This is a genomic window from Rhodoglobus sp. G.S.4, from assembly GCF_056619605.1.
Genome location: NZ_CM152748.1, coordinates 314,453 through 339,097, shown reverse-complemented (window position 1 = coordinate 339,097; position 24,645 = coordinate 314,453). Strand labels below are relative to the sequence as shown.

Sequence of the window (24,645 nt, the reverse complement as noted above, 5' to 3'; positions counted from 1 at the left end):
AGAATCAGAGGAGTGTGTCGAAGCCACCGATCACCGCCCCCAAACTTGTCACGATTGCGCGCCACACACCGGTGACCATGAGTATTCCGATCAGCACGAGCAATCCTCCGCCGACCAAGTTAATTATGCGGATGTGGCGGCGCATCCAGGTCACCGAACTCGTTGCCCAATTCAAACCGAGGGCGACAAGCAGGAACGGGATGCCGAGCCCGAGACTGTAGGCGACACCAACAATCGCCGCGCGGCCCGGGTCTCCCCCATCGAGAACCATGCTGCCGACGGCGATCAAGGTCGGGCCAACACAGGGCGTCCAGCCGAGAGCGAAGACGATACCGAGCAATGGCGCACCCGCTAGGCCAGTAGCGACCTTCAGTTGCGGGCGAATCGTACGTTGGGCAAAAGTGACCTGCCCAATGAACACAAGCCCCATCACAATGACGAGTGCCCCGGCGATGCGGGTAATGAGATCGAGCCAGGGTCGCAACAGCAGCCCCGCCGTGCCAAACAGAACCGTAAAGGCGACGAACACGACAGTGAAACCGAGGATGAAGAGTCCGACTCCGAGAACAAGTCGCTTCGTGCTGCCCTTCTCTTCTGCGCTCGTGAAGCCTCCGATATAGCCGAGATATCCCGGCACAAGAGGCAAAACGCATGGCGACGCAAACGACACCAAGCCAGCGAGCAATGCGATCGGAATCACGACAAGGAGGTTGCCGCCGAGAACGAGCTCCCCGATCGGGCTCGACACTACTGGTCCTCGGCGATGACGGAGTCCATCATCGCCGCAAGGATGCTCGGGTCACGGACAAGTCCGCTAATGCGTGCAGCAACTCGCCCATCGCGATCGACCACGAGCGTGGTCGGCACTGCGTTAGGGGGCACCGAGCCAGCGAACGCCAATTGCACGCCCGCGGTCTTCGCGTCGAGAACTGAAGGGTAAGGAATGCCGAATTCTGTGGCAAAAGTCCGAGAGTTTTCCGCGGTATCCGAGACATTCACGCCGAGGAAAGGCACGTCAGGATATTCGACACTCAGCGCCGCAAGGTCAGGCGCTTCGAGTCGGCACGGCGGGCATCCGGCGTACCAAAAATTGACGACATAAACAGAACCAGCGAAGTCATCACTTGACACCATTTCGCCATTGTCTAGCGTTGCCTGATAGGTGATGGGTTCATCGCGGTCGCTTGCCGGAATCTCGACCGTCGAACCGTCGCCAGAAATGTAGCCCTCTTCTGAACCGTTCTGATATTGGTCCGCGAGCGATTCGTTGGGGGTCGAGCACGACACCGTGACAAGGGCGAGGGCCGCCACAACTGCGGCGATGAGACGGCGGTTCACACTGCTCCTAGATCGGTGGATGCTGCGAGCAATTCTCCCGCAGGTTCCTGATAGTCAACCTCGACGAACTCGTCACCCTCGCGGGCAAGGGTTGTGATGCTCGACAGCGTGCAGCGACGGCGGCGCGGGTCGTGCGCTAGTCGCATCTTCTTCACCGAGCGGGCAACCATCACGATCGGCATTTGGTGGCTAACCATGACGATCTCGCCGCCATCCGCGGCAGACCAGGCGGCGTCAACGGCTTCGAGCATCCGTGCTTCAACGCTGAGAAAGGCTTCGCCCCAACTGGGCTTCAGGGGGTTGATCAATTGTGGCCACGCCCGCGGATTGCCGAGAACGTGAGGAAAACGGAACTGGCTGCCCTCGAACCAGTTGTATGGCTCCACGATGCGCTCTTCGGTGACAATCGGAAGGTTGTAGCGCTGGGACCACGGCTGCGCTGATTCTTGGGCGCGCTGCAGGGGGCTCGCGTAGAGCGCCGTGAGGGGCCGGTCGGCCAGACTAGCGGCGGCGACATCCGCCATTGTGTGTCCGAGTTCACTGAGGTGATACCCGGGGAGGCGGCCATAGAGAATGTGGTCAGGATTGTGCACTTCACCATGGCGGACGAGATGGATGAGGTCAGCTGGCACGTCATTCAGTCTACGTCTGCTGCTGTTCGCACTTTCCCTCGCGCTATCCCCGGTAAACTCAGCGCTGTGACTACACGCACCCTTATTAAGAACTTGGCCGCAGCAAGCGATGGAGCAACCTCCGTTTCGGGTTGGGTCGACACCGTTCGAGATCAAAAGAAGGTGCAGTTTGTTGTGCTGCGCGACGAGTCTGGTGCGGTGCAGCTTGTTCACCCCCGCTCATTCAACGAAGACGGCACGCCTGCTGAGGATGCCCTCGCCGAGACGATCTCTGGGCTCGCTCAGGGCACCTTCCTCACTGCGACCGGTGAGTTGAAGCACGATGAGCGCGTGAAGCTTGGCGGAGTCGAGATCAAGCTCGATGGCATTGAGCTTGCCGGCGAGGCAATCGCCGAGACGCCTATTGCTGAAGACTCCAGCGTCGACAAGCGCATGGATTGGCGCTTCCTCGACCTGCGAGTTCCGCGTAACAGCCTGATTTTCCGAATCCAGACCACCCTCGAGCACGCCTGGCGCACCTACTGGGTTGAGAACGACTTCATCGAAGTTCACACCCCCAAGCTCATGGCTAGCGCGAGCGAATCAAATGCCGAGCTCTTTGAGGTCGAGTACTTCGACACCAAGGCGTACTTGGCGCAGAGCCCCCAGTTCTTCAAGCAGATGGCTCAGGCTGCCGGTTTCGGCAAGATCTTCGAGATTGCCCCCAGCTTCCGTGCAGACCCCAGCTTCACGTCACGCCACGCCACCGAGTTCACGATGGTCGACAACGAGATCAGCTGGATCGACAGCCACGAAGATGTCATGAAGTTGCACGAAGAGCTCATGGTTGTTGGCTTCCAGGCTGTCAAAGACAAGCACGGCGACGAGATCGAGAAGTTGTTCGGCAGTGAACTGACGGTTCCGTCCACTCCGTTCCCCCGCATCCCGCTCGCTGAGGCCAAGCAGATTGTGAGCGACCGCGGCTACACGGTTCCTCGTGCCGACGCCGACATGGACCCGGAGGGCGAGCGCCAGATCGCCGCCTACGTGAAAGAAACTTTCGGTCACGACTTCGTTTTCTTGACCGATTACGCAGCAAGCATCCGCCCGTTTTATCACATGCGTCATGCGGATGATGCTGGCCTCACGAACAGCTACGACCTCGTCTATAACGGCGTCGAGATTTCTACTGGCGCCCAGCGCGAGCACCGCGTTGACGTGTTGGAGGCGCAGATTCGCGACAAGGGGCTCGACCCCGCTGAGCTCGACTTCTACCTCGATTTCTTCCGTTACGGCGTTCCGTCGCACGGTGGATTCGGCATGGGCCTTGGACGCGTGCTGATGCTCATGCTTGGCCTTCCGAACCTGCGCGAAGCAACGTATCTCTTCCGCGGTCCGACGCGTCTGACCCCATAGCCTCTGCTGCCGGCGCAATCCGACACACCTCCCCATAGCCAGCACGCAACCCGTTAAGGCAGGATGACGACATGTCAAAGAAAATTGATGCCGCGCTCAAGGATCTGAAGAAGGCGCTCAACAAGCATGCCGAAGTGGTTGGCCGCAAGCCGGTCTCCCTCAAGAAGGCGCAGCGAGCGACCGCGAAGGTTGCCGCAGCGGCAACAAACTATGCCGAGATTGTGCACGCCAAGACGGGAATGGGCAACCCATTCGACGACATGCTGCAGCCGGGCCTCGATAGCGGAACGCTCGCGTCATTGGCTGCGGAGCGCGACTCGATCAAGAACCACTTGACGGGCCCAATCCCCGTCAAACGGTAGCTTGTGTGATCTCACCGCGGTGAGGGCCACCGCGTAGTGCGCGCCGTTTAGGGGCGGGCAGCCGCTGGAGAATTACGCCTCGAAGTCGACGGATGCCCGTTCGCGAGTGTTTGCCTTGACCACAGCGCCGGCAGTCACGTGCAAAGGGTGCGTTGCGTAGACGGCAAGGGCTTCGACCGATGGGTGCTCTGACACGAGGATGACATCCCAATTCGCTTCAGCGTTGGCCGCATTCTGGCGCACCGTCAGGCTCTCAAGACCTTCGATTTGGCCGACGAGGGGCTCGAGGGCTGCGGCCATGGCATCCACTGCAGCTTTCTGCCCAGCGGCATCTTCGGCGATGAGTTTCCACATGACAACGTGACGGATCATTCTGATTCCTCCTGGAGTGCAGCGGTTAACCGCGCGGGCTCGACACGCCAAATGGTGTGTACGCGGTCGTCGATCAATACAACAGGAATCTCGTCCCGGTATTTCGTGTGTAGCTCTTCGTCATCCAGAATCGATTTCTCTGTGAGCTCGACTGAGACTCCGGGTCGCAGTTCTGCGATGACGCTGGTGATCACATCCCTTGCATCGTCACATAAATGACAACCGGGTTTGCCGATCAATACGAGATGTTTCATTGGCACGACCCTAGAATAATGCGGATGCCCGAGGTAACGTCGCCCCAGCCCGACCAGAACGCAGTTCTGGCGTTCTTTGACGTGGACAACACCCTGATGCGCGGCGCGAGCGTGTACTACCTTGCGAAAGAAGCGTGGCGTCAGGGAATAGTTGGTTGGCGAGATATCGCCCTGTTTGCGTGGCAACAGTTCCGCTTTGTCGCTGTCGGCGAGAATCACAAGCACATGGCGACGGCCCGAGAGCGTGCCCTAGCAATTGTTGGTGGGCATTCCGAGCACACGCTTTTCACGCTCGCCGAGCACATTTATGAGCGCGACATTCTGCCCAATCTGTGGCCGGAGACGGTCGACCTCACGAAGGAGCATCTGGCGAAGGGGCACGAAGTTTGGCTCATCACGGCGACTCCGCAGTTCGTTGCCGACGTGATCGCCAAACGGTTGGGGCTCACCGGAGCGCTCGGAACACGCGTGCACGCCAAAGATGGCGTTCTCACGGGAGAACTCGACGGTCATGTGCTTCACGGTGCCGAGAAGGCTACCGTCGCCACAGAACTTGCCGAGCGGCACGGAGCCGATCTCGCGGAATGCTGGGCATACTCCGACTCCAGCAACGACATCCCCCTACTGAGTGCGGTGGGGAACCGAGTTGCCGTGAATGCGGATGCAAAGCTAACGCGTCATGCGCAAAAAATGGGTTGGCAGATTCTGCCGCTCAACCGCGCCGGCCTCAAAGAGGCGAGAAGACGGGTCAAGCGGCAGGCCAAAACCGTGCGTAAGCGCGGTCAGTTATAACAACACTGAACCGTGCGTAAGCGCGGTCGTTAACGATCTACTTCTTGTTGCGGCGCTGGTGGCGCGTCTTACGAAGCAGCTTGCGGTGCTTCTTCTTGGCCATACGCTTGCGACGCTTTTTGATGACTGAACCCATAGGGACCTCACTGATTTCTGAACGAACCGACCCGGTCCGATTCAGAACCGCGGAAAGACATACCGGAAGAGTTTACCGCACCGGGCGGGTTATGAAGTTTCGATGGCCGAGGAATGAACCAAGCCTGAATGCTAGCTGTTAGCCGACCTCGGAAATTGAGGGTGATACTGCGGTCGCGACGGCCGATTCGGGGATGCGAAATGAGCGTCCGAATCGAACTGCAGGCAGCTCGCCAGAGTGAACCATGCGATACACAGTCATATTTGACACTCGCATCATGTCTGCCACTTCGGCGACAGTGAGAAAGCGCATGTCAGAAAGATCCTGTGTCATCGGACCAGCCCCTCTAGTTTTCCCAGCAGCGCCAGTGTGAACGACCGCCATTGCACTCGGAATGTTACTGAAGTGCTAATCGGTAACAATAGGGGCTGGTGTGACTCGGTGTCCAGCCCTAAATTCGCTAACGGCGGCGCGCCTGCGATCTAATCTTTGCCAAATATGCGAGTACGCACCGTCTGCGGGAGGTGCTTCGCCGCTTCAGAGACATCGTGCAGCGCTGAACGAGCGCGATGCGTGCGTTCGGCAACCTGTCGACCAAGGTTGTCTCCAACGTCCACCCCCGACCAGGCAGCGAATGCCCCGGCCGACGCCAACGCTTCAGCGTCAAGATCGTCAAAGTCGTCGTGGAAGTCAGCGCTCAAGAACGGGATCAACCAATCTTCGACCTCCTCGAGGGGAGTTGAGTCAAGGCGGTAATAGCGGTGTTGGCCATCTTCACGCACCGACACCAATCCGTGATCGCGCAGCACCTTAAGGTGCTTGGAGACCGTCGGTTGGCTCAGATTGAGCTTCTCAACAATCTCGCTAACGCTGAGCTCGCCACTGGGAGAATCAGAAGCGATGTACTGCTCAAGCAGTACCGTCAAAAGGCTACGCCGAGTTGAATCGGCTACTACGTCAAAGATGTCGGCCATTGCATAAGGGTAGTCGGGCTTGCTGGGGAGTACCATGGCCTCCTGTGCGTGGGGAGAGAAAACTTATGAGTCCGCGGGCACCCATGCGTGCACATACTCGTGATCGCAGCATTGCCGGTCGAGTACGTGACCTGATTGATCGTTTCGCCGCCGCTACGCCGGCCCGATTCGCGATCGCTATCTTTTCTGCGCTCGTTGTCGTTCTGACAACCCTGCTCGTCTTGCCGATTTCGGCACGCGATGGCCAAGCCACTCCGCTTGTTGATGCCCTGTTTACCGCCGTTTCGGCGATCTGCGTAACCGGCCTGACGACGCTCGATATGGCCACGCATTGGTCAGCATTCGGAAACACCGCCATCCTGATTGGATTGCAGGTCGGCGGAATCGGTGTGCTCACCCTCGCCAGCATGCTTGGTCTCGTCGTGTCTCGTCGCCTTGGTTTGCGTCAACGTCTCATCGCTGCCAGTGACTCGAATCCCTCGCGAATTCACGTTGGCCCCGTTTCGGAGTCGCAAGCAATTCGTTTAGGCGAAATTGGCGGCCTTCTCGCGACCGTCGCCATCAGCGCCCTCGCCATCGAGTTTGTACTCGCGCTCGTGATCATTCCGCGGTTGCTGGTTGAGGGCCTCGATGTGTGGCCCGCCATTTGGCAGGGTTTCTATTTTGCGGCATCCGCTTTCACGAACACAGGCTTTGTGCCCGCCGTCAGCGGCATGGAAGCTTTTGCTCAAGACCCGTGGATGCTCGGCGCTATTGGCACCGGCGTGTTCCTGGGCAGCCTCGGTTTTCCTGTCATCTTCGCCGTGGTGCGCAAGATCAAAGCCGGTGCACGTCTCTCGGTTCACGCCCGCCTCACCATCACCACCACGATCTTGCTCATCATTGTCGGGGCAATAGCGGTGATCGTGCTCGAGTGGAATAACACGAACACCCTCGGTGGCCAAAGCATCATGTCGAGGCCGCTGACGGCAACGTTCCTGTCAACGATGACCCGCTCGGGTGGCTTCTCCACGATTGATATCAATGAGCTCAATGGCTCGTCGCTACTCGTCTTTGACATGCTCATGTTTGTCGGTGGCGGGTCGGCATCCACCGCTGGAGGCATCAAAGTCACCACTCTTGCCGTGCTGTTCTTGGCCGCTCTCGCTGAAGCACGCGGTGACAACGACATGCACGCGTTTGAACGCCGCATCCCGACTGACGTGTTGCGCTTGGCCGTCAGCGTGACCCTGTGGGGCGCAACTATCGTCGCGATCTCCACCATTGCAATCTTGCAGATAACGAAAGAGCCACTCGATCGGGTGCTCTTTGATGTGATCTCCGCGTTTGCTACCTGTGGGTTATCGACAGGGCTCACCGAGACTCTGCCGGATTCTGGAAAGTACATTCTCGCGGCCACAATGTGGGCAGGACGAGTGGGAACGGTTACTCTGGCGGCAGCCCTTGCGGCCAGTCAGCGCCGTCAATTGTTCACGAGAGCAGAAGAGAGGCCCATCGTTGGTTGACAAGATTCCGCACAACGCGCCGGTGCTAGTGATCGGTCTCGGTCGGTTCGGTGCCGCTACCGCCGGTCAGTTGCAGCGCCTCGACCGCGAAGTTCTCGCGATCGACGAAGATCTCGGCCTCGTGCAAAAGTGGTCAGAACGAGTGACCCATGCTGTGCAGACGGATGCCCGCAGCATTGATGCGCTTCGTCAGATTGGCGCAGAAGACTTTTCGATCGCTGTGGTTGCTGTCGGTTCATCGATCGAGGCGAGCGTGTTGATCACCGCGAACCTGGTCGACCTCAAGATTCCGCAGATCTGGGCGAAGGCCATCAGTCGCTCCCACGGCAAGATTCTCAATCGCATTGGGGCAAACCACGTGATCTATCCGGAGGCTGAAGCCGGCGAGCGCGTTGCTCACTTGGTTTCGGGCCGGATGCTCGACTTCATTGAATTCGATGATGACTTCGCGATCGTGAAAATGTATCCGCCGAAGCCCATCCGCGGTGTGCCTCTCAGCGAGTCTCAAGTGCGCCGCAAGTACGGAATCACGGTCGTCGGCGTGAAGTCGCCAGGCAAAGAATTCACGTACGCAACACCAGATACGGTGATCTCGAATCACGATCTTGTGATCGTCAGTGGCAACTCAGAGAACATCGAAAAGTTTGCGACGCTGGCGAGTTAGCCCCGTTCGTGGACTGATTCTCTTGCCCCGCCTACCTGTATCTTGATTCAGTGAGCAAAATACGGGCGACCCCGGGGTCGCAATCTTCGCTCCGCGAAGCTAACCGCGCTCGCATAGTCGACGCGGTGAAGCATCACGGTGGGCTCACCCAGATCGAACTTGCCGGCGTCACCGGTCTTTCTCCCGCAACAGTCTCCAATATCGTCAAGGAGCTTGCGGCTGCCGGGGTTGTGGCGACGAACCCGAGCACACGCAGCGGTCGGCGCGCCCATCAGGTCACCCTCGCTCGCGCCCTTGGCCTCGTTGCTGGCGTGCACTTCTCTGAACGGCACATGCGGGTTGCGCTGTCTGATGTGGCTCACACCGTAGTTGCCGAGCAGCACATGCCCTTGGCTAAAGACCACCGTGCTGACAATGAACTCAATCGTGCCGCCCAATTAATTACCGACATGCTTGAGTCGGTTGACGCCACTCATGATGAGATTCTGGCTGTTGGGCTGGCGATGCCCGCGCCCATGGACAGCTCGAGCGGCATCATCACGAGAACAGGCATCATGCGCGGGTGGGATGGTGTTCCGGTCGCTGAGTCGTTGGGCATCCGTCTCAATAGCCCCGTTTATGTCGATAACAACGCCAATTTGGGTGCGCTAGCGGAGTACCGTTCTGGTGCGTTGCGCGGCAAACCCAATTCTTTGTACGTCAGTGTCGATGAGGGAATTGGCGCTGGACTCATTCTTAACGGCGCCGTATTCCGCGGCCACAATGGCACCGCTGGCGAATTTGGGCACATGGTGCTCAACGAAAATGGAGCCCTGTGTCGGTGCGGCAACCGTGGCTGCCTCGAAACGCTGGTTGGCGGTCAAGCCATCATCGAGTTGGTGCGGTCCGGGCGTCGCGGGCTCAAGCTGCATGATGTTGTCGTGAAAGCGATTGGCGGAGATGCTGAGTGCATCCGTGCCATTGCTGATGCCGGACGTCACTTGGGTGTCGCCGCGGCAAACATTTGCAATGTTTTTGATCCGGATCGTATCGCCGTTGGCGGGGAGCTCTCGCAGGCGGGAGAGCTCTTGCTCGGTCCGATGCGGCACGCAATGGAACGAGCTGTCATCGTTGGCCCAGAGCGGGCCGCCGACCTCGTGCAAAGTCAGCTTGGGGCGCGAACCGAGCTTCTTGGCTCGATCGCCTTCGCCATTGATCAGCTCACCATCGGGGCAGATTCGGTGACCTCTTCGGCTGTTCCGCCAGTACCGGCTGCTGCACCATGACGGCCGCGCGGTTTCCGAGGTTGGCCAAAGCCATCGCCTCGCTGATGTTTGTCGCCGTGTTGCTGAGCGGATGCACGCTAGTTGACCTGAATGGCGCTGGTGCTGAGTACCGCATCGCGTTGTTGCTTCCGGAGTCAAAGACGGCTCGCTACGAAGCCTACGACCGACCATTCTTTGAGGCGAAGATCGCTGAACTGTGCCCGAAGTGTGAAGTGGTTTATGCCAACGCCGATCAAGATCCCGCGAAACAGCAACAGCAGGCCGAATCTGCGTTCGCCCAAGGAATCAGCGTTCTCGTGCTCGACCCCGTTGATTCATCTGCGGCCGTGACGATTGTCGCTTCAGCGCAATCCCGCAAGGTTCCGGTGATTTCCTATGACCGCTTGATCGGCAGTCCAGAACTCGCGTTTTGGGTGTCATTCGACAACGAGAAAGTCGGTTCGCTTCAGGGAAAAGCTCTCGTCGAGAAGCTCGCTGATCAGGGGCTCTCCTCTGGCAACATCGTGATGATCAACGGGTCGCCAACGGACAATAATTCGAGGCTCTTCAAAAAGGGCGCGCACAGCGTGATCGACGGGAGTGCGTTCACCGTCATTGCCGAATTCGACACTCCCGATTGGAGCCCAGACAAGGCTCAAGAGTGGATGTCGAGCCAGGTCACGCAGTTCGGTGACAGCCTCGTTGGCGTCTACGCCGCAAATGACGCGACCGCTGGTGGTGCCATTGCTGCGCTCAAGGCTGGCGGGGTCAGCCCGCTGCCGCCTGTCACCGGGCAGGATGCTGAGTTGACTGCGATCCAGCGGATAGTGAGCGGCGACCAGTACATGACGGTGTACAAAGATCTCAAGCGTGAAGCGGAGATCGCCGCTACTCACGCGGTTGCCTTACTCAATGGCAAGACCCTTGTGGGGCTGAGTGAAGAAACCAACGGAATTCCCACGACCCTGTTAACGCCCGTCATCGTCACGATCGACAACATCATGGAGACCGTCGTTGCTGATGGTTTTTACACGGTTGAGCAGATTTGCACTCCCGAGTACGCCCAGGCGTGTGCGGCAGCGGGGATTCAGTAATGGCACACGACATCAGAGCTGAACTGAGCGGCGCTGCTACGAGGACGAAAGATTTGAGCACGGAAGAGAGCACTTCATGACCACAGTCACACCGACTAGTTCTGACGACGAGCCCATCCTTTCGCTGCGCGGCATCAACAAGTCGTTTGGCGCGATTAGAGCGTTGACCGATGTCTCTCTCGATATCTATCCCGGCGAAGTTGTCGCCATTGTTGGTGACAATGGCGCGGGCAAGTCGACTCTGGTGAAAATTCTGGCTGGCGTGCACCCGGCGAATTCGGGCACCATCACGCATTACGGTGATGAGGTTTCCCTTGCCAACCCCACGGATTCCCGTGACCTTGGCATCGCTACGGTGTTTCAAGATCTGGCACTGTGTGACAATCTCGATGTCGTTGCGAACCTCTTCCTGGGGCGTGAGCTGGGAACGCGCGCCCTCGATGAGGTCGAGATGGAACAGCGCACGTGGGAGTTGCTGCGGCAGCTTTCGGCGAAGATTCCGTCGGTGCGAACCCCCGTCGCCGGGCTCTCGGGCGGTCAACGCCAGACGGTCGCAATTGCGCGATCACTGATCGGCAATCCGTCCATCGTTGTGCTCGACGAGCCGACAGCGGCACTTGGTGTTGCCCAGACGGCCGAAGTATTGAACCTCATCGAACATTTGCGGGAGCGCGGGCACGGCATCGTGCTCGTCAGCCACAACATGGCCGATGTGCAAGCCGTCGCCGACCGCGTGGTCGTGTTGCGGCTTGGTCGAAACAACGGTGATTTTCCTGTCGCCGACGTGACCTACGAAGACATCATTGCCGCGATCACCGGCGCAACCGACAACGCGGTGACACGACGCGCAGGCCTGCAAGGCGCGATCTTTACTCGCGCCAAGGAAGGACTCAGCTCGTGAGCGACACCAAGCCCCCGCCACCAAGCAACAGCACTCCAGCGGTCGAACTCGCGCCCGCTGTTGGCATTGCCGAGACGTGGGCGGCGTTCCGTTCCCGCGTCAGCGGGGGCGACCTTGGAGCGATTCCGGTGGTCGTCGGGCTTGCCATCATTTGGACTGTCTTTCAGATTCTGAATCCGACATTCTTGTCGAGCGCCAACCTCGTCAACCTCGCAATGCAGTCTGCCGCGCTCGGCACCATCGCTCTTGGCGTCGTGCTCGTGCTGCTTCTCGCCCAGATAGACCTCTCCGTCGGCTCCCTCTCCGGACTTGCGGCCGCGATACTGGCAGTGACTTTCACCCAAATGAGCTGGCCCCTGCCCCTCGCTATCCTCGGCGCTCTCGCCGCTGGCGCACTGTTTGGCTGGTTCTACGGCTTCCTGCTGACCCGATTCGGCGTGCCAAGCTTTGTCATCACTCTGGCGGGCCTGCTCGGAGTACTCGGGCTACAACTGTGGGTGCTCGGCCGCCTCGGATCGATCAACATTCCCTTCGACTCCTGGATCGTGCAATTCGCCCAACTGATGTTTCTCCCCGCGTGGCTCTCGTACCTGCTCGCCGCGCTCGCAACCATCGTTTACGTTGGCTCGCATCTCTCGCTCGCCAACCGACGCCAACGAGCCGGACTGCTGCCAGAGCCACGCACCACCATCCTGCTGCGGGGTGGCCTCATGATCGTCGCGCTCCTGTTTGGAGCCTGGTACCTCAACCTTGACCGCGGCATCGGGCTCATGTTCCTGCTGTTCATCGTGCTCGTCATTGCCGTCGACTTTGCGCTCAAGCGCACGCGCTGGGGTCGCTCAATTTATGCGGTCGGCGGTAACGTTGAAGCAGCTAGACGTGCCGGAATCCGGGTTGATCGGGTCTACATTTCGGTGTTCATGGTTAGCGCAACGCTTGCCACCCTCGGCGGAGTTCTCGCCGCATCACGCTTGGCCGCCGCGAATCAGAGCAGCGGAGGCGGCGACACCAACCTCACCGCAATAGCTGCAGCCGTCATCGGCGGAGCTAGCCTGTTCGGCGGTCGCGGCAGCGCGTGGTCTGCTCTGCTCGGAATCGTCGTGATTCAGTCGATCTCCAGCGGCCTCACCCTGTTGAGCCTCGACTCATCAGTGCGCTACATGGTCACGGGAGCTGTGCTGCTGCTCGCCGTGATTATCGACTCGATGTCTCGTCGATCACGCGCACTCCACGGCCGCTTCTAGAAGCGGCCGCAGAGTCGCGAAAGCGGCGTCATGCTACAGAACGTTCGGTTGCCAGAACACTGGGTTTCCCGAACACTGGGTTTCCCGAACACTGGGTTTCCCGAACACTGGGTTTCCCGAACACTGGCAAGCGGGCTGCTGGTTAGCCGGCAGCGAGTTCCTTCGCCCGAGCCAGTGCTGCGGCTGTGGCGCGGTCAAAGATTGACTTGAGGTCTGCGGCCTGCAACTGCTCAACTGCACGCTCAGTGGTCCCCTTGGGGCTTGTCACTTGCTTGCGCAGCTGTTCGGGAGAGCTGTCGGATGCCGCAAGCAGCGCCAACGAACCCTCAAACGTTCCCGCAACCAACGTCAACGCCTGCTCCGGGGTGAACCCGAGATCGATGGCGGTGCGCGTGAACTCTTCAAGAATCAAGAAAACGTAGGCCGGGCCCGATCCCGATACCGTGCTGAGCGCATCAATCTGCGATTCGGGGGTTTCGACAACAGCACCAACCGTCTCGAAGACGGCACGCGCAATAGCGAGATCGTCTTCGGTTGCCCGTGATCCGGCACTGAGGCCTGTAACCGCTTTGCCGACGATGGCGGGAGTGTTGGGCATGGCACGCAACACAACGTTGTCGACGATGGCTTCCATCCGAGCCGTTGTCACACCGGCAGCAACGCTGACAACAATCGCGTCTGGTTCCAAGAACGGAGCAAGATCCGTCAACGTGTCGGGAATCATGTGTGGCTTAACGCCGAGCATGACGACCTTCGCGCCCTTCACCGCCTGAGCATTGCCGTCAGGCGTGTTTTCCAAAGCGAATGATTCAACACCCGCAGAGCGCACCGCAGCGGCCTTCGCTTCACTGCGATTAGTGACGCGGATGCCCCCGGTTACGGTCACCGAAGGGTCAATAAGACCCTGCAGGATGGCACCCCCCATTGATCCGGCGCCGACAATTGCAATGCTAGGAAGAGAAGTAGTCACTTGAACATCCTAGGATTGATCACATGAGCGCGTCAGGCGGAAACAAGGCAATCATCGCGGCACTGTTGGCAAATGCCGGAATTGCGGTAACAAAATTCGTTGCATTCCTCGTTTCGGGTTCAAGCTCGATGCTTGCCGAGAGCGTGCACTCCCTCGCAGACTCCGGCAATCAGGGGCTACTGCTGTTGGGCGGCAAGCAGGCAAAGAAGCACGCGGATGCCGAGCATCCATTCGGCTATGGCCGCGAGCGCTACGTCTACGCCTTTGTGGTGTCGATCATCCTGTTCTCGGTCGGTGGCGTGTTCTCGCTGTACGAGGGCGTCAGTAAGCTGCAGAATCCGCATCCGCTTGAGCAGGCGTGGCTGCCGATCACCGTGCTCCTGATCGCCATCGTTCTTGAGTCGTTCTCGCTGCGCACCGCCGTACGGGAATCAAATCTGGTGCGCGGCAAGCAGAGTTGGATCGCATTCGTGCGTCACGCTAAGGCGCCAGAGTTGCCCGTTGTACTTCTCGAAGACGTTGCAGCCCTTCTCGGACTCACCTTTGCACTCTTCGGTGTTGGACTCACGATCATCACCGACGACTCGCTGTGGGATGCCGTCGGCACGATCGCCATCGGAATCCTCTTGATCATCGTCGCGATCATTCTCGGCATCGAAACCAAGAGCCTTCTCGTGGGAGAAGGCGCAACGGTCGCGCAACGCAACCTCATTCGCGACACCATCAACGCGCACCCCGATGTTCGCTCGCTCATCCACATGAAGACGCTCTACCTGGGCCCAGAAGAACTATTGGTCGCCGCCAAGATCGACTTCGGAGCACTCTCCCGAGTCTCGGATGTCGCAGCAAGCATCGACAGCGTCGAACGAGAAATCCGTGCAGCAGAACCCATGGCGCGCGTGATCTACATCGAGCCAGACGTCTACCGTCGCCCCACCGAATTTGCACCACCCACTGATGCGATCGTCATCAAGGGCAACGACTAAAGAAAGTATCGGAAACCATGTCTCTTTTCGCCATAATTCTCGTCCTTCACTTCCTCGGACTCTCGCTGATTATCGGCGCCTTCTTTATTCAGCTAGGCCGCAAGCAAGGGTTCCAGTTCGGAACCATGCTCATCGGTGCCATCACGCAGCTCGTCACTGGACTTGCAATGGTTGGCCTCGCCGAAGCAAGCGGCGATGGCGACCTCAGCTACACCAAAATCGCCGTGAAGACCGTCTTCGCCGTCGTCGTGCTGGTGGCCGTCATCATCGCGCAGACACGCCAGGCGAAAGCCCTTTCCGCCGGAACCGCCGAAAAGAAGGCCGTCATCCCGTTCATGCACATCGCCGGACTAGGCGCTCTCATCAACGTTTTCGTTGCGGTGCTCTGGCACTAGAGCCCTAACGTTGGGGCCGGTTGACTAGCGGCGGGCCTCAAAAAAGTCCGTGAGCAGGGCAGCACACGCTGCCGCGCGGATGCCAGCAACAACCTCAACCTTGTGCGGAAGCCGACGGTCACGCAGCAGATCATTAACGCTGCCTGCTGCGCCGGCTTTTTCGTCCCACGCCCCAAACACCACGCGCGGGATGCGGGCCTGCAGAATCGCGCCAGCACACATCGTGCACGGCTCAAGCGTGACCACGAGAGTCATCGAGTCGAGCCGCCACGAACCGGTGGCCGCGGCAGCAGCCCGGATTGCCACAACCTCGGCGTGCGCCGTTGGATCGCCCGTGAGCTCCCGCTCATTGCGCCCAATGGAGACGAGATTGTCGTGCTCATCGAAGACGAGAGCGGCGACAGGAACGTCGGCAGAATCGGCCGTGAGCTTCGCCTCAGCGATGGCCCGCGTCATCCATTGATCGAACTTTGTCACGATCGGTTCTCCAACTGGTCTGCACCTCAAGTAGATTTAGCCTATGCGAGTTCACGTTGCCGACCACCCGCTCATCACGCACAAGCTCACCGTGCTGCGCGACAAGAACACCGCGGCCCCCACTTTTCGGGCGCTGACGGAAGAGCTGGTGACCCTGCTGGCCTATGAGGCCACCCGCTCCGTGCGCGTTGAACCGGTCGACATTGAGACCCCGGTCACGAAGACCACGGGAGTCGCAATCAGCTCGCCAAAGCCACTCGTTGTGCCCATCTTGCGCGCCGGACTCGGAATGCTTGAGGGCATGGTGAAACTCGTTCCCACCGCCGAAGTCGGCTTCTTAGGCATGGTGCGCAATGAAGAGACCCTGCAACCAGACACCTACGCCGAGCGCCTGCCCGACGACCTGTCGAACCGCCAGTGCTTCGTACTCGACCCCATGCTGGCCACCGGAGGTTCGCTCATCGCTGCCATCCAGTACCTGCTCGACCGTGGGGCAACGGATGTCACGGCCGTCTGCATCCTCGGAGCGCCCGAAGGCCTCGCCGCCGTCGAAAAAGCGATGGAGGGCCGCGATGTCACGATCGTTCTCGGCGCCCTCGACGAACGCCTCAACGAGAACGGTTACATCGTGCCAGGACTCGGCGACGCTGGCGACCGACTCTACGGTCTCGTCTAGCCCCAAATTTTCCGCGCGCAACTTGACAGAGGCGCGCTGCATGAAACATCATTGCAACCATGACTGTACAAACTCGCGACCTGACCGCCCTCGTGGCTTCCAGGACCGCTAGCGCGATGCTGAAGAGCACTGCGGTGGCGGGCACTGCGCCTGTAAGTGCGGCTTCGTGTTGTCGAATGTGTGCCTAGTCGGCCAACCTGCGCCGGACATTCTCACCAGATGGGATGCCCCCAGATTTTCGTCCTCATAACGGCGACTATCTAGCTCGACACACTATTTTTTTCCGAAGGATCACACCCTCATCATCAGAGGCCCTTCACCCCTTATCCAAGGATTTCTGGACCCATGTCTCTCGCAACCATCGAACGTACCCCTCGTACCTCTTTCGCTCCGGCGGCCCCCGCCCCTGCGCCAACTCACACGGCGGCTCGCGAACTGTCGCTTGCCGTGCAACCAGCCCGCAACCCTCGCACGGCGGTAGCCCCGGCGCCTGCTGCTCTCGCAACGGAGGCACCTCGCCTTCGCGCTGTTCCTCAGGGCACCGAAGCTCGCGGCTTCGTGCTCTACGTCGGAATCGACGAGCTGAAAGCCGCCGCCGCAGGCACCGATCTCAGCGCAATTGTTGAGCAGCTCAAGCTCCTCACGCAGCAACTCGTACCCGGCTCTGAAACGCACGCCGCTGTTGCTCTCGCCCCGGTGGGTGCTGGCGGACGCGACGTTGACGTTGTTCGCCTCGCCCTTCAGGACCCCTCAGCTCTCGCTAAGCACCGCCAGGTGGAAGAGCCAGAGGAAAAAGAAGCCAGCGGCGTCATCGTTGATCTTTCACGCAAGCGCGTGCTCATCGACGACGAACCAGCAGCGCTCACGTACAAAGAATTCGAACTCCTGCAGTTCCTGATCCTGCGCGAATCACAGACCATCGCTCGCGCTCAGCTGATCTCGACTCTCTGGTCTGCCGAAGACGACGAAGCGCCAAACGAGCGCACGATCGACGTGCACATCCGTCGCCTGCGCTCCAAGCTCGGTGCGTACGAAGATGTTGTTCGTACGGTTCGTGGCATCGGTTACCGCTACGACCGTCATCCGGATGTCTCGGTGCGCTTCGCCTCGACACCAAGCCCCGACTTCATCTAAGGCGCACTGCTAGCCGCTAACGGGACACACTGGACCACTCCGGTTCGCTGTGGAGGTTCAGCACGGCCCCGTGTCACACTGACCGAATGAGCAGAACGAATGCCACTCGGATGCCCGAACTGATGTCACAGGATCGCGAAGCGTTGAACGCGCTGCTCGATTCCACGATCGTCGGCACGGTCGCGTATGTAAATGACGATGGCACGCCAGGGGTCATACCGACTGCGGTTGCTCGGCTTGGTGATTCGCTCATCGTGCACGGATCGACCGGCTCGCGGTGGATGCGCCTCGTCGCCGGATCCCCAGCGGCAGTGTCCGTCACCTCGCTCGGCGGGATCGTTGTAGCCCGATCGGCATTTGAGTCATCGCTGATCTATAGCAGCGCCGTGCTGTTCGGATCCTTTCAGGTACTTAACGGAGATGAAAAATCTGCCGCACTCAACGCGCTAACCGACAAGCTGATTCCCGGTCGCCTTAGTGAAGTTCGCCCAAACAACAAAAAAGAACTCGCGGCGACCCTCGTGCTCGCGCTGCCCATCGCGGAATGGTCATTGCGCACCTCCGACGAGTGGCCAGAAGACACCGACGACGATATCGCCGGTGATGCATGGGCCGGCCACGTGCGATTTGGCGCGGCCCCAGCGACAGTTATTGATGCCCCTGATCTGCGGTCGGGCATCCACGCACCAGGGTCGGTTCGAGCACTGCACGACCACGGCTGACGGGCAGCAAGCGATTGACAGAGAGTAGGCGACCAACAGAAAAGGGCGCCACCCCCGAAGGAATGGCGCCCAGTCGAGCTACCCGAAAGCTCGACTCTGCGGTTAAGCCTGTGTTTCTACAGTGGGTTCAGCAGCAGCCTTTGCTGCCGCTTTCTCCGCTGCCTTCTCCTCTTCAGCTTTCTCAGCCTCGATAGCGAGCCACGCATCACGCTTGGCTCCCGGCAACCATCCCGTATTGACGACACGGATCTGGAAGATGGATGCCACAACTACGAGCACGACCGCGATCGCAATGGTCAGCACCACTCCCACTGCCGGCACACCGCTCAGCAGGCTGACGCCGATGAGAGTTCCGAACCAACCGAAGTCGGCATCGCCGAAGGTGCTGTTGGCGAATCCGAGCTCGCCAAGCACGAGCAGCAGGATCGCCGGCAGAATCGTGATGAGAACACCGTTGACGAAACCACCAACGACAGCACCAATTCGTCCACCGGTTGCGTTGCCGTAGACACCGGCACCACCACCCGTGAAGAAGTGCGGAACCATGCCGGGCAGGATGAGCGCCAGTCCGAAGACCGGGCCAAGCCACGTTGCCAGCAGTGCAAGCGAGATGAGTCCACCGAGGAACGATGCGAGGAATCCGATCAGCACAGCGTTAGCAGCGAAGGGGAACACCAGCGGAATGTCGAGGGCCGGCTTGGCCCCAGGAACAACCTTTTCGGCGATTCCCTGGAACGCAGGAACAAGCTCGCCGAGGATCGTGCGCACACCATAGAGGATGATTGCGACACCAACACCGAACTGCAGAGCCTGAGCAAATGCGGCCATGATGTAGGCACCGGCATCCGCGGATCCGAAGACGTCAAACGCTTCTTGTTGCGGCAGGGCGATGAGGCCCCAGACGGCGAAGACCATGTAGATGAGCACCATCGAGATTGCGGTGGCGACCATCGAGTCACGCAGGAACTTGAGGCCCTGCGGGAAGTTGATCTTCTCAGTGGAGTGACTCTTCTGACCGGTTGCCTGACCGGCAGCACCGGCGGCGATGTAGCCGAGGGTTCCGAAGTGGCCGATAGCGATCGTGTCATCGCCCGTGATCTTCTTCGTCCACGGGTGAGCGAATGCCGGCATCACGACCATGATCACGCCGAGCAGCAGTGCGCCGATCAGAATGACAAGCCAGTTGAGGTCTGGACCGAAACCAACGGAAAGCACAACGCTGAGCAGCAGCGCCATGAATACCATGTGGTGACCGGTGAGGAACACGTACTTGAGCGGCGTGAACCGGGCAAGAGCGAGCATCACGATGAAGCCAAGGGTGAGAACGTAGGCGCTAGTAGCCCCGTACTCAACCGAGGCGAGGGCCGTGATGACCTCGTTGGTGGGGATGACGCCCTGAGCTCCCGTGACCCGGAGGATGAGGTCGCCGAGTGGGTTGAGCGAGCCAACCACGACTCCGGCTCCAGCACCCAAGATCAGGAATCCGAGTGCAGCCTTGAGGCCACCGCCAATTACGGCTCCGGCTGGCCGCTTAAGAGCGATGAGACCGACCGCGGTGATAATTCCGACGAGGTACGCCGGAACGTTGAGGATCTGTTGTCCGATAAAATTCAGGACTACAACTAGCCACTCCATTGTGTTCTCCCTTGAGGTTGTTAGTTAGTGAAAGGTGAAGCGTTATTCGGGCAGCGCTGCCTTGAGCTTTGCGGTAATTTCTTCGAGGTCGAAGAAGTTGTCGATGATGATGACATTCGCCGGAACGTCACCAATCTCCGGGGCGAGTTCTTCCGAAGTGAGCACAATTTGAGCGTCGCGAGCCATACCGCGGGCAACACCGATATCGGCAGCCTCAACATCGGCGTCAACTCCGAGTGTGCGAAGAACCTTTTCTGCATTCATTTTCAGGAGAACGGATGTACCGATTCCCATTCCACAGACCGCAACGATCTTCATGTGTGTGCCTTTCGCTATCGCAGTGGGCTACTGCGTGGTCTCTCGGATGAGTGCCCGGAGTTGTTCAGGGGTTGTCGCCTCGAGGAGGCGGTCGATGTCGCCGCTGAGTACACCGGCAAGATTCGACATGGTGGCGAGGTGAGAGTCATGGTCGACAGCCGCGAGTCCGACAACGAGCCGTACGGGGTCGTTGGCGGAGTGACCGAATTCGATCGGGTTAGCAAGGCTGACCCAGCTAATTCCGGTCTTCAGCACGGCAGGAGAGGGTCGGGAGTGCGCTAGCGCGATGGACGGCGCGATCACAATGTAGGGACCAAGTTCTTCAACAGCGCGAATCATTTCGGCCGTGTATTCGTCGGTGGTTGATCCCGTTGCCGTGAGGGCATCACCGGCGAGGCGAACGGCGTCCCGCCAGTCGCTGGCTTCTGCGCGCAAGACGATCGCGTCATCGCTCAGTTCGTCTGCCAAAGTTTCGCTCACTGCATCCTGCTCTCTCGCCGGCCATTCGCCCCGTCGCTAAATGACAGCGGTGGGCGATTGCGAGCCTAGTCCCCCAACGGGACTTATGTCTACGAATAGCCCTAAGTGGCTATTTCTCGCCATACTTCTCAAGCGAGGCACCAGCTTCGCGCGTCAAACGACTGATGCGGTCAGCCTCGAACAGGGCATCTTGCGCAATAAGCGACGCCCCGACAATTCCTGCCTTGTGACCAAGCCGCGCCGGAATAACCACGAGATCCCGCCGAGAAAACGCTGTAGCGTCGCGAAGGAGACGCTCGCGAATCGGATCAAGGAAGATCGCACCGGCATGCGCAATGTTGCCGCCGATAACGACCGCCGATGGATTCAACAGAGCTACCGGATCAAGCAAAGCCTCACCGATCTGGCTACCGGCATGCTCCAATATTTGGGAGACCGCCTGATGGCCGCTGGCCGCGAGCGCGACAATGTCAGCACTCGTGCGCACCGAAGTGCCGAGCGCGCTCAGCTCGCGTTTGATCGCACGACCGCTGGCCACCGTATCGAGGCATCCGACTCGACCGCACAAGCACTCCTCTTCGCCGCCGGCGGGTGAGTGAGCCAAATCTCCCGCTCCACCACGGCCACCGTGATAAACACGGCCGTCGAACACCAGGCCACAACCGATACCCATACCGACCTTCAGCACGATCGCGTCGCTGTATTCAGGCCACCCCAACCGATGCTCCCCCACCGCGAGAATGTTCACGTCGCGATCGACAGCGAACACCGCTCGGTAGTCGTCGGGAAAATAGTCCTTGACGACGACATCCGCCCACTGGGCATTGAGCTGCGGCGAAGCGATGCGGCCGCTCACCGGGTCGACGGGGCCGGGCACTCCAACACCGATGCCGCGCACGTCGATGCGCGATTTGCCGAGCAGCCCGAGCATGTGGTCAAAGACTTGGCAACTCCAGTCGAAGATGTCATCTGGTCCGTGATCGAGGCCGATATCCGCTTCATCCTCAAGGAGGATGGTCGATACGAGGTCGGTGATCGCGAGTCGCGAGTGTGATCCGCCGATGTCCATTGCCAAAAGTAAGCCGGCGTCCTTATTGACGACGAACTCTTCTGGCGGGCGACCACCACGAGAATCGGATTGGCCAGCGCTAACGATAATGCGAGCGTTGAGCAGTTCATCGAGCCGACGGGCGAGCGTAATTCGCGACCAGCCAAGCTGCACGATGAGGTCGGAACGAGTTGTCGCCTCTCCAGAACGGATGAGGTCAAGCACGACACCAGAACCCGTTGAGATCACGTGCGCCATAGCTTTGTCCTCCGCATTGTGACCAACCCTCGGGGAAAGTCTACTTCGTGACTGTGCAGATATTTCTGCACACGTTGACTTTAGTACACTTGTAGACCAAAGTGTCAGGTATGTCAGAAACCGGCCTCCCCACTCTCGAAAACCTCACCTCCGCTGAGGCAGACGCCGTGCGCGCCGCCATTGCCATCCCCGCCCACGTCGTGCAGGCCAAGGGCCACGGCCACGGCGGAACAGCGATGGCGCTCGCACCATTGGCCCACGTGCTCTACCAGCGAATCTTGCGCCACAACCCCAGCAACCCCGAGTGGCTCGGCCGTGACCGACTCGTTCTCTCCGCCGGACACGCCAGCCTGCTGCTGTATGTGCAGCTGTTCCTGACGGGCTACGGACTGGAGCTCGACGAATTGGCCAAAAGCCGCACCCTCGATAGCCGCACCCCCGGACATCCGGAACTCGGCCACACCCCCGGAATCGAAATGAGCACCGGCCCGCTCGGCCAAGGAGTCGCCTCCGCCGTCGGAATGGCGTTGGCTTCCCGCCGCGAGCGCGCCCTCTTTTCGCCAGACAATGACCTGCTCAACACCACCATTTGGGCCATCGCCGGAGACGGCTGCATGCAAGAGGGTGTGAGTGGTGAGGCGTCGAGTCTGGCCGGCACCCTCGGGCTCGACAACCTCGTCGTGATCTGGGATGACAACAACGTCACGATCGATTCCACCGGCGAAGCGGCCTTCAGCGAAGACGTGCGTGCACGGTATGCGGCGTGTGGCTGGCGAGTGCTCGAGATTGCCGACGCGAGCAACCTCGACGAAATCGAGAGGGTGCTCACCGAGGCGCAATCCCGGGATGGTCGACCAACGTTTGTGGCCCTGCACAGCGTGATCGGCGCACCCTCGGCTGAATTCTCTGGCAAGCCCGCCGCCCACTCCGGCGGTTTCGGTGACGACGAAGTCGCGGCGATCAAGACCTCCTTAGGCTTTGCTCCGGATGCCCCACTCGAGGATCTCGTCACGGATGACGGGCTGTGCTTTGCTCGCGGAGCCCTCACCCGCGGACTATCGCTCGAAGTCGAATGGAATGCGGCCCTTGGCACCTGGAAAGCCGCCGAACCTGAGGCGGCGAGGGCGTGGCGCGCCTTCCGGGCGCCGGATGCTGCCGCCGCCCTCACCGCACTGAACGAGATTGAGCTTCCCGCCGTAGGCACACCCTCGGCCACCCGCAAACTCAACAGCGTCGCCCTCAAGGCACTGCAGAACGTGTCATCGCTCTGGGGCGGTTCAGCAGACCTCGCCGGATCTACCGGGGTAGAGGTGCCCGGCTCCGCCGTGACCGCGAGCAACCCTGGCGGCGAATTCATCCGCTTCGGGATTCGTGAGCACGCCATGGCAGCGATACTCAACGGCATCGCAATACAGGGGCCATGGCGACCGTTTGCGTCGACGTACCTCGTGTTCAGCGATTACATGCGGCCGAGCATCCGTCTCGCTGCATTGATGCAGTTGCCGACGGTTTATGTGTTCACCCACGACAGTGTTGCCGTTGGTGAGGATGGGCCGACACATCAGCCTGTTGAGCAAGTTGCCTCGCTGCGCACTGTGCCCGGGCTTGATGTGGTGCGCCCAGCGGATGCCGCCGAAGTGGTGTCCGTGTGGAAGCGCCTCATTGCGCAGCCTCTCGGCCCCACGGCTCTCGTATTCTCGCGCCAGGATGTTCCGGTTCTGCACGAACGCGACGACTTGGATGCCAAGGTCGCCCACGGCGCTTATGTTGCGTGGCAGCACGGCGACGGTCTCGATCTCGCGCTCATCGCTACCGGCAGTGAGGTTTCGCTTGCCCTTGAGGCGGCAGAAGCATTGGCTGCGGATGGCGTTGGGGTGCGGGTTATTTCGATGCCCAGCGTTGAGTGGTTTGCCGCGAGCGATGCTGCGTACCGCGAGTCTGTTCTCCCTGCTTCCGTTGCTGCCCGTGTTGCCGTTGAGGCCGGACGCGGTGATGGGTGGTACCGCTGGGTGGGACTTGACGGTGAAGTGGTTAGCGTTGAAGATTTCGGCGAATCCGGTTCAGGGGCGCAGGTTATGGCCCGTCGCGGGATCACGTTAGAGGCTGTGCTGGCGGCTGCTCGCCGCACGCTGGGCAACTAGGGTCGCCCCTCAGACGCTGAGCAACTGCCGGCATCCCTGCCAATGTGGGCCCGCTTTGATACGGTAAACAGGTAGCCGCACACACGGCTCCCGACGACGGATCAGTACCGGGTTTGCGCAAAGACTGGCCAAGGAGACCATCGTGTACTGGCTTGTTTTGATTCTTTCTGGCGTGCTCGAAGCCGTGTGGGCTACCGCCCTCGGCAAATCGGAGGGCTTCACGAAGCTCTGGCCGACCGTGATCTTTGGTGTCGCGATTCTCGCCAGCATGGCTGGCCTCGGCTACGCGATGCGCGAAATCCCCATCGGCACCGCCTACGCCATCTGGGTCGGCATCGGTGCTGCGCTCACCGTGACGTACGCCATGGTGTTCGGCGGTGAACCCATCTCGTGGGTCAAGATTCTGCTGCTCATGGGGCTCGTCGGCTGCATCGTCGGGCTCAAGCTCGTCGACTCGGCGCACTAGGTTTTCTTCGCTACGGCTGGCAGGTTGTGCGA

30 protein-coding genes and 1 riboswitch are annotated in these 24,645 nt (G+C 60.0%); of the genes, 16 read left to right on the top strand and 14 right to left on the bottom strand.

The window, feature by feature from the left end; genetic code table 11:
* Positions 1 to 4: 4 nt before the first annotated feature.
* From AC061P_RS01640 to AC061P_RS01630, 3 genes are read right to left on the bottom strand one after another with little or no spacing between them, the layout of a single operon-like run.
* The gene (locus tag AC061P_RS01640) at positions 5 to 748 is read right to left on the bottom strand and encodes a cytochrome c biogenesis CcdA family protein (protein WP_449648454.1); all 744 of its coding nucleotides are present in this window, start codon (positions 746 to 748) and stop codon (positions 5 to 7) included.
* Complete coding sequence (locus AC061P_RS01635; RefSeq protein WP_449648455.1) at positions 748 to 1,338, bottom strand: TlpA family protein disulfide reductase; 591 nt, start codon at positions 1,336 to 1,338, stop codon at positions 748 to 750. The genes AC061P_RS01640 and AC061P_RS01635 overlap by 1 nt, the downstream gene beginning before the upstream one ends.
* On the bottom strand, positions 1,335 to 1,970 hold the full coding sequence (locus AC061P_RS01630) for a histidine phosphatase family protein (RefSeq protein ID WP_449648456.1): 636 nt from the start codon (positions 1,968 to 1,970) through the stop codon (positions 1,335 to 1,337). Before AC061P_RS01630 ends, AC061P_RS01635 begins: the two co-directional genes overlap by 4 nt.
* A 66-nt stretch (positions 1,971 to 2,036) precedes the next feature.
* Here AC061P_RS01630 and aspS point away from each other — a divergent pair, with 66 nt between their 5' ends.
* Both aspS and AC061P_RS01620 read left to right on the top strand, forming a co-directional pair.
* Positions 2,037 to 3,365, top strand: coding sequence for an aspartate--tRNA(Asn) ligase (aspS, locus tag AC061P_RS01625; protein WP_480391639.1), 1,329 nt, complete (start codon positions 2,037 to 2,039; stop codon positions 3,363 to 3,365).
* Between the two features lie 71 nt (positions 3,366 to 3,436).
* Positions 3,437 to 3,727: a hypothetical protein gene (locus AC061P_RS01620; protein WP_449648458.1), complete on the top strand. Its 291-nt coding sequence runs from the start codon at positions 3,437 to 3,439 to the stop codon at positions 3,725 to 3,727.
* Between the two features lie 72 nt (positions 3,728 to 3,799).
* On the opposite strand, the gene AC061P_RS01615 is transcribed toward AC061P_RS01620, so the two are convergent.
* Together AC061P_RS01615 and AC061P_RS01610 are read right to left on the bottom strand one after the other, a co-directional pair.
* Positions 3,800 to 4,099, bottom strand: coding sequence for a Dabb family protein (locus AC061P_RS01615; RefSeq protein ID WP_449648459.1), 300 nt, complete (start codon positions 4,097 to 4,099; stop codon positions 3,800 to 3,802).
* The gene (locus AC061P_RS01610) at positions 4,096 to 4,353 is read right to left on the bottom strand and encodes a glutaredoxin family protein (protein ID WP_449648460.1); all 258 of its coding nucleotides are present in this window, start codon (positions 4,351 to 4,353) and stop codon (positions 4,096 to 4,098) included. Before AC061P_RS01610 ends, AC061P_RS01615 begins: the two co-directional genes overlap by 4 nt.
* Before the next feature lie 24 nt (positions 4,354 to 4,377).
* Here AC061P_RS01610 and AC061P_RS01605 point away from each other — a divergent pair, with 24 nt between their 5' ends.
* The gene (locus AC061P_RS01605; protein WP_449648461.1) at positions 4,378 to 5,145 is read left to right on the top strand and encodes an HAD family hydrolase; all 768 of its coding nucleotides are present in this window, start codon (positions 4,378 to 4,380) and stop codon (positions 5,143 to 5,145) included.
* Between the two features lie 37 nt (positions 5,146 to 5,182).
* Here AC061P_RS01605 and AC061P_RS01600 read toward each other — a convergent pair whose 3' ends face one another.
* From AC061P_RS01600 to AC061P_RS01590, 3 genes are all read right to left on the bottom strand, one after another.
* On the bottom strand, positions 5,183 to 5,281 hold the full coding sequence (locus tag AC061P_RS01600; RefSeq protein ID WP_003792170.1) for a 30S ribosomal protein bS22: 99 nt from the start codon (positions 5,279 to 5,281) through the stop codon (positions 5,183 to 5,185).
* Between the two features lie 138 nt (positions 5,282 to 5,419).
* Entirely contained in the window at positions 5,420 to 5,614 is a 195-nt protein-coding gene (locus AC061P_RS01595; RefSeq protein WP_449648462.1) for a helix-turn-helix domain-containing protein, read from the bottom strand.
* A 149-nt stretch (positions 5,615 to 5,763) separates the two neighbouring features.
* Positions 5,764 to 6,255 carry an ArsR/SmtB family transcription factor gene (locus tag AC061P_RS01590; protein WP_449648463.1) on the bottom strand — a complete coding sequence of 164 codons (492 nt, stop codon included), beginning with the start codon at positions 6,253 to 6,255 and terminating at the stop codon, positions 5,764 to 5,766.
* An 83-nt stretch (positions 6,256 to 6,338) separates the two neighbouring features.
* On the opposite strand from AC061P_RS01590, the gene AC061P_RS01585 reads away from it, so the two are divergent.
* The 6 genes from AC061P_RS01585 to AC061P_RS01560 all read left to right on the top strand — a co-directional run bounded on the left by AC061P_RS01585 (position 6,339) and on the right by AC061P_RS01560 (position 12,907).
* Positions 6,339 to 7,760, top strand: a complete 1,422-nt coding sequence (locus AC061P_RS01585) for a TrkH family potassium uptake protein (protein ID WP_480391638.1) — start codon at positions 6,339 to 6,341, stop codon at positions 7,758 to 7,760.
* Positions 7,753 to 8,424, top strand: coding sequence for a potassium channel family protein (locus tag AC061P_RS01580; protein ID WP_449648465.1), 672 nt, complete (start codon positions 7,753 to 7,755; stop codon positions 8,422 to 8,424). Before AC061P_RS01585 ends, AC061P_RS01580 begins: the two co-directional genes overlap by 8 nt.
* A 50-nt stretch (positions 8,425 to 8,474) precedes the next feature.
* A complete protein-coding gene (locus AC061P_RS01575) occupies positions 8,475 to 9,689 on the top strand; it encodes an ROK family transcriptional regulator (RefSeq protein WP_449648466.1) in 1,215 nt (404 codons plus the stop codon).
* Entirely contained in the window at positions 9,686 to 10,762 is a 1,077-nt protein-coding gene (locus tag AC061P_RS01570) for an ABC transporter substrate-binding protein (protein ID WP_480391637.1), read from the top strand. Before AC061P_RS01575 ends, AC061P_RS01570 begins: the two co-directional genes overlap by 4 nt.
* Positions 10,763 to 10,838: 76 nt before the next feature.
* Positions 10,839 to 11,663, top strand: a complete 825-nt coding sequence (locus AC061P_RS01565) for an ATP-binding cassette domain-containing protein (protein ID WP_449648468.1) — start codon at positions 10,839 to 10,841, stop codon at positions 11,661 to 11,663.
* Positions 11,660 to 12,907, top strand: coding sequence for a sugar ABC transporter permease (locus AC061P_RS01560; RefSeq protein WP_449648469.1), 1,248 nt, complete (start codon positions 11,660 to 11,662; stop codon positions 12,905 to 12,907). Before AC061P_RS01565 ends, AC061P_RS01560 begins: the two co-directional genes overlap by 4 nt.
* A 142-nt stretch (positions 12,908 to 13,049) precedes the next feature.
* Here the strand turns inward: AC061P_RS01560 and proC are convergent, their stop codons facing one another.
* Positions 13,050 to 13,877, bottom strand: a complete 828-nt coding sequence (proC, locus tag AC061P_RS01555) for a pyrroline-5-carboxylate reductase (protein ID WP_449648470.1) — start codon at positions 13,875 to 13,877, stop codon at positions 13,050 to 13,052.
* 23 nt (positions 13,878 to 13,900) lie between these two features.
* Between proC and AC061P_RS01550 the strand changes: the two genes are divergently transcribed.
* Positions 13,901 to 14,863: a cation diffusion facilitator family transporter gene (locus tag AC061P_RS01550; RefSeq protein ID WP_449648471.1), complete on the top strand. Its 963-nt coding sequence runs from the start codon at positions 13,901 to 13,903 to the stop codon at positions 14,861 to 14,863.
* Positions 14,864 to 14,880: 17 nt separating this feature from the next.
* Positions 14,881 to 15,258, top strand: a complete 378-nt coding sequence (locus AC061P_RS01545; protein WP_449648472.1) for a hypothetical protein — start codon at positions 14,881 to 14,883, stop codon at positions 15,256 to 15,258.
* 24 nt (positions 15,259 to 15,282) lie between these two features.
* Here the strand turns inward: AC061P_RS01545 and AC061P_RS01540 are convergent, their stop codons facing one another.
* Complete coding sequence (locus AC061P_RS01540) at positions 15,283 to 15,714, bottom strand: nucleoside deaminase (RefSeq protein WP_449648512.1); 432 nt, start codon at positions 15,712 to 15,714, stop codon at positions 15,283 to 15,285.
* A 64-nt stretch (positions 15,715 to 15,778) separates the two neighbouring features.
* On the opposite strand from AC061P_RS01540, the gene upp reads away from it, so the two are divergent.
* The 3 genes from upp to AC061P_RS01525 all read left to right on the top strand — a co-directional run bounded on the left by upp (position 15,779) and on the right by AC061P_RS01525 (position 18,267).
* Complete coding sequence (gene upp, locus AC061P_RS01535) at positions 15,779 to 16,411, top strand: uracil phosphoribosyltransferase (protein ID WP_449648473.1); 633 nt, start codon at positions 15,779 to 15,781, stop codon at positions 16,409 to 16,411.
* 345 nt (positions 16,412 to 16,756) lie between these two features.
* A complete protein-coding gene (locus AC061P_RS01530; protein WP_480391636.1) occupies positions 16,757 to 17,545 on the top strand; it encodes a winged helix-turn-helix domain-containing protein in 789 nt (262 codons plus the stop codon).
* A gap of 86 nt (positions 17,546 to 17,631) precedes the next feature.
* Complete coding sequence (locus AC061P_RS01525) at positions 17,632 to 18,267, top strand: pyridoxamine 5'-phosphate oxidase family protein (protein ID WP_480391635.1); 636 nt, start codon at positions 17,632 to 17,634, stop codon at positions 18,265 to 18,267.
* A 102-nt stretch (positions 18,268 to 18,369) separates the two neighbouring features.
* On the opposite strand, the gene AC061P_RS01520 is transcribed toward AC061P_RS01525, so the two are convergent.
* The 4 genes from AC061P_RS01520 to AC061P_RS01505 all read right to left on the bottom strand — a co-directional run bounded on the left by AC061P_RS01520 (position 18,370) and on the right by AC061P_RS01505 (position 22,006).
* The gene (locus AC061P_RS01520) at positions 18,370 to 19,902 is read right to left on the bottom strand and encodes a PTS ascorbate transporter subunit IIC (protein ID WP_480391634.1); all 1,533 of its coding nucleotides are present in this window, start codon (positions 19,900 to 19,902) and stop codon (positions 18,370 to 18,372) included.
* A 42-nt stretch (positions 19,903 to 19,944) separates the two neighbouring features.
* On the bottom strand, positions 19,945 to 20,220 hold the full coding sequence (locus tag AC061P_RS01515; RefSeq protein ID WP_449648477.1) for a PTS sugar transporter subunit IIB: 276 nt from the start codon (positions 20,218 to 20,220) through the stop codon (positions 19,945 to 19,947).
* A 27-nt stretch (positions 20,221 to 20,247) separates the two neighbouring features.
* On the bottom strand, positions 20,248 to 20,700 hold the full coding sequence (locus tag AC061P_RS01510; protein ID WP_480391633.1) for a PTS sugar transporter subunit IIA: 453 nt from the start codon (positions 20,698 to 20,700) through the stop codon (positions 20,248 to 20,250).
* Positions 20,701 to 20,809: 109 nt separating this feature from the next.
* Complete coding sequence (locus AC061P_RS01505) at positions 20,810 to 22,006, bottom strand: ROK family protein (RefSeq protein ID WP_480391632.1); 1,197 nt, start codon at positions 22,004 to 22,006, stop codon at positions 20,810 to 20,812.
* 110 nt (positions 22,007 to 22,116) lie between these two features.
* On the opposite strand from AC061P_RS01505, the gene AC061P_RS01500 reads away from it, so the two are divergent.
* Together AC061P_RS01500 and AC061P_RS01495 are read left to right on the top strand one after the other, a co-directional pair.
* Complete coding sequence (locus AC061P_RS01500) at positions 22,117 to 24,147, top strand: transketolase family protein (protein ID WP_480391631.1); 2,031 nt, start codon at positions 22,117 to 22,119, stop codon at positions 24,145 to 24,147.
* Between the two features lie 69 nt (positions 24,148 to 24,216).
* Positions 24,217 to 24,280, top strand: a riboswitch (guanidine-III (ykkC-III) riboswitch).
* Positions 24,281 to 24,289: 9 nt separating this feature from the next.
* Positions 24,290 to 24,613, top strand: a complete 324-nt coding sequence (locus AC061P_RS01495) for a DMT family transporter (protein ID WP_449648481.1) — start codon at positions 24,290 to 24,292, stop codon at positions 24,611 to 24,613.
* Positions 24,614 to 24,645: the final 32 nt, after the last annotated feature.

Excerpts from the sequence above, each read along its gene's own strand:
- AC061P_RS01620 (WP_449648458.1), top strand. The coding sequence starts at position 3,437 with ATGTCAAAGAAAATTGATGCCGCGCTCAAGGATCTGAAGAAGGCGCTC.
- AC061P_RS01615 (WP_449648459.1), bottom strand. The coding sequence starts at position 4,099 with ATGATCCGTCACGTTGTCATGTGGAAACTCATCGCCGAAGATGCCGCT.
- AC061P_RS01610 (WP_449648460.1), bottom strand. The coding sequence starts at position 4,353 with ATGAAACATCTCGTATTGATCGGCAAACCCGGTTGTCATTTATGTGAC.
- AC061P_RS01605 (WP_449648461.1), top strand. The coding sequence starts at position 4,378 with ATGCCCGAGGTAACGTCGCCCCAGCCCGACCAGAACGCAGTTCTGGCG.
- AC061P_RS01600 (WP_003792170.1), bottom strand. The coding sequence starts at position 5,281 with ATGGGTTCAGTCATCAAAAAGCGTCGCAAGCGTATGGCCAAGAAGAAG.
- AC061P_RS01595 (WP_449648462.1), bottom strand. The coding sequence starts at position 5,614 with ATGACACAGGATCTTTCTGACATGCGCTTTCTCACTGTCGCCGAAGTG.
- AC061P_RS01590 (WP_449648463.1), bottom strand. The coding sequence starts at position 6,255 with ATGGCCGACATCTTTGACGTAGTAGCCGATTCAACTCGGCGTAGCCTT.
- AC061P_RS01585 (WP_480391638.1), top strand. The coding sequence starts at position 6,339 with ATGCGTGCACATACTCGTGATCGCAGCATTGCCGGTCGAGTACGTGAC.
- AC061P_RS01570 (WP_480391637.1), top strand. The coding sequence starts at position 9,686 with ATGACGGCCGCGCGGTTTCCGAGGTTGGCCAAAGCCATCGCCTCGCTG.
- AC061P_RS01565 (WP_449648468.1), top strand. The coding sequence starts at position 10,839 with ATGACCACAGTCACACCGACTAGTTCTGACGACGAGCCCATCCTTTCG.
- AC061P_RS01550 (WP_449648471.1), top strand. The coding sequence starts at position 13,901 with ATGAGCGCGTCAGGCGGAAACAAGGCAATCATCGCGGCACTGTTGGCA.
- AC061P_RS01545 (WP_449648472.1), top strand. The coding sequence starts at position 14,881 with ATGTCTCTTTTCGCCATAATTCTCGTCCTTCACTTCCTCGGACTCTCG.
- AC061P_RS01540 (WP_449648512.1), bottom strand. The coding sequence starts at position 15,714 with ATGACGCGGGCCATCGCTGAGGCGAAGCTCACGGCCGATTCTGCCGAC.
- upp (WP_449648473.1), top strand. The coding sequence starts at position 15,779 with ATGCGAGTTCACGTTGCCGACCACCCGCTCATCACGCACAAGCTCACC.
- AC061P_RS01530 (WP_480391636.1), top strand. The coding sequence starts at position 16,757 with ATGTCTCTCGCAACCATCGAACGTACCCCTCGTACCTCTTTCGCTCCG.
- AC061P_RS01525 (WP_480391635.1), top strand. The coding sequence starts at position 17,632 with ATGAGCAGAACGAATGCCACTCGGATGCCCGAACTGATGTCACAGGAT.
- AC061P_RS01520 (WP_480391634.1), bottom strand. The coding sequence starts at position 19,902 with ATGGAGTGGCTAGTTGTAGTCCTGAATTTTATCGGACAACAGATCCTC.
- AC061P_RS01515 (WP_449648477.1), bottom strand. The coding sequence starts at position 20,220 with ATGAAGATCGTTGCGGTCTGTGGAATGGGAATCGGTACATCCGTTCTC.
- AC061P_RS01505 (WP_480391632.1), bottom strand. The coding sequence starts at position 22,006 with ATGGCGCACGTGATCTCAACGGGTTCTGGTGTCGTGCTTGACCTCATC.
- AC061P_RS01500 (WP_480391631.1), top strand. The coding sequence starts at position 22,117 with ATGTCAGAAACCGGCCTCCCCACTCTCGAAAACCTCACCTCCGCTGAG.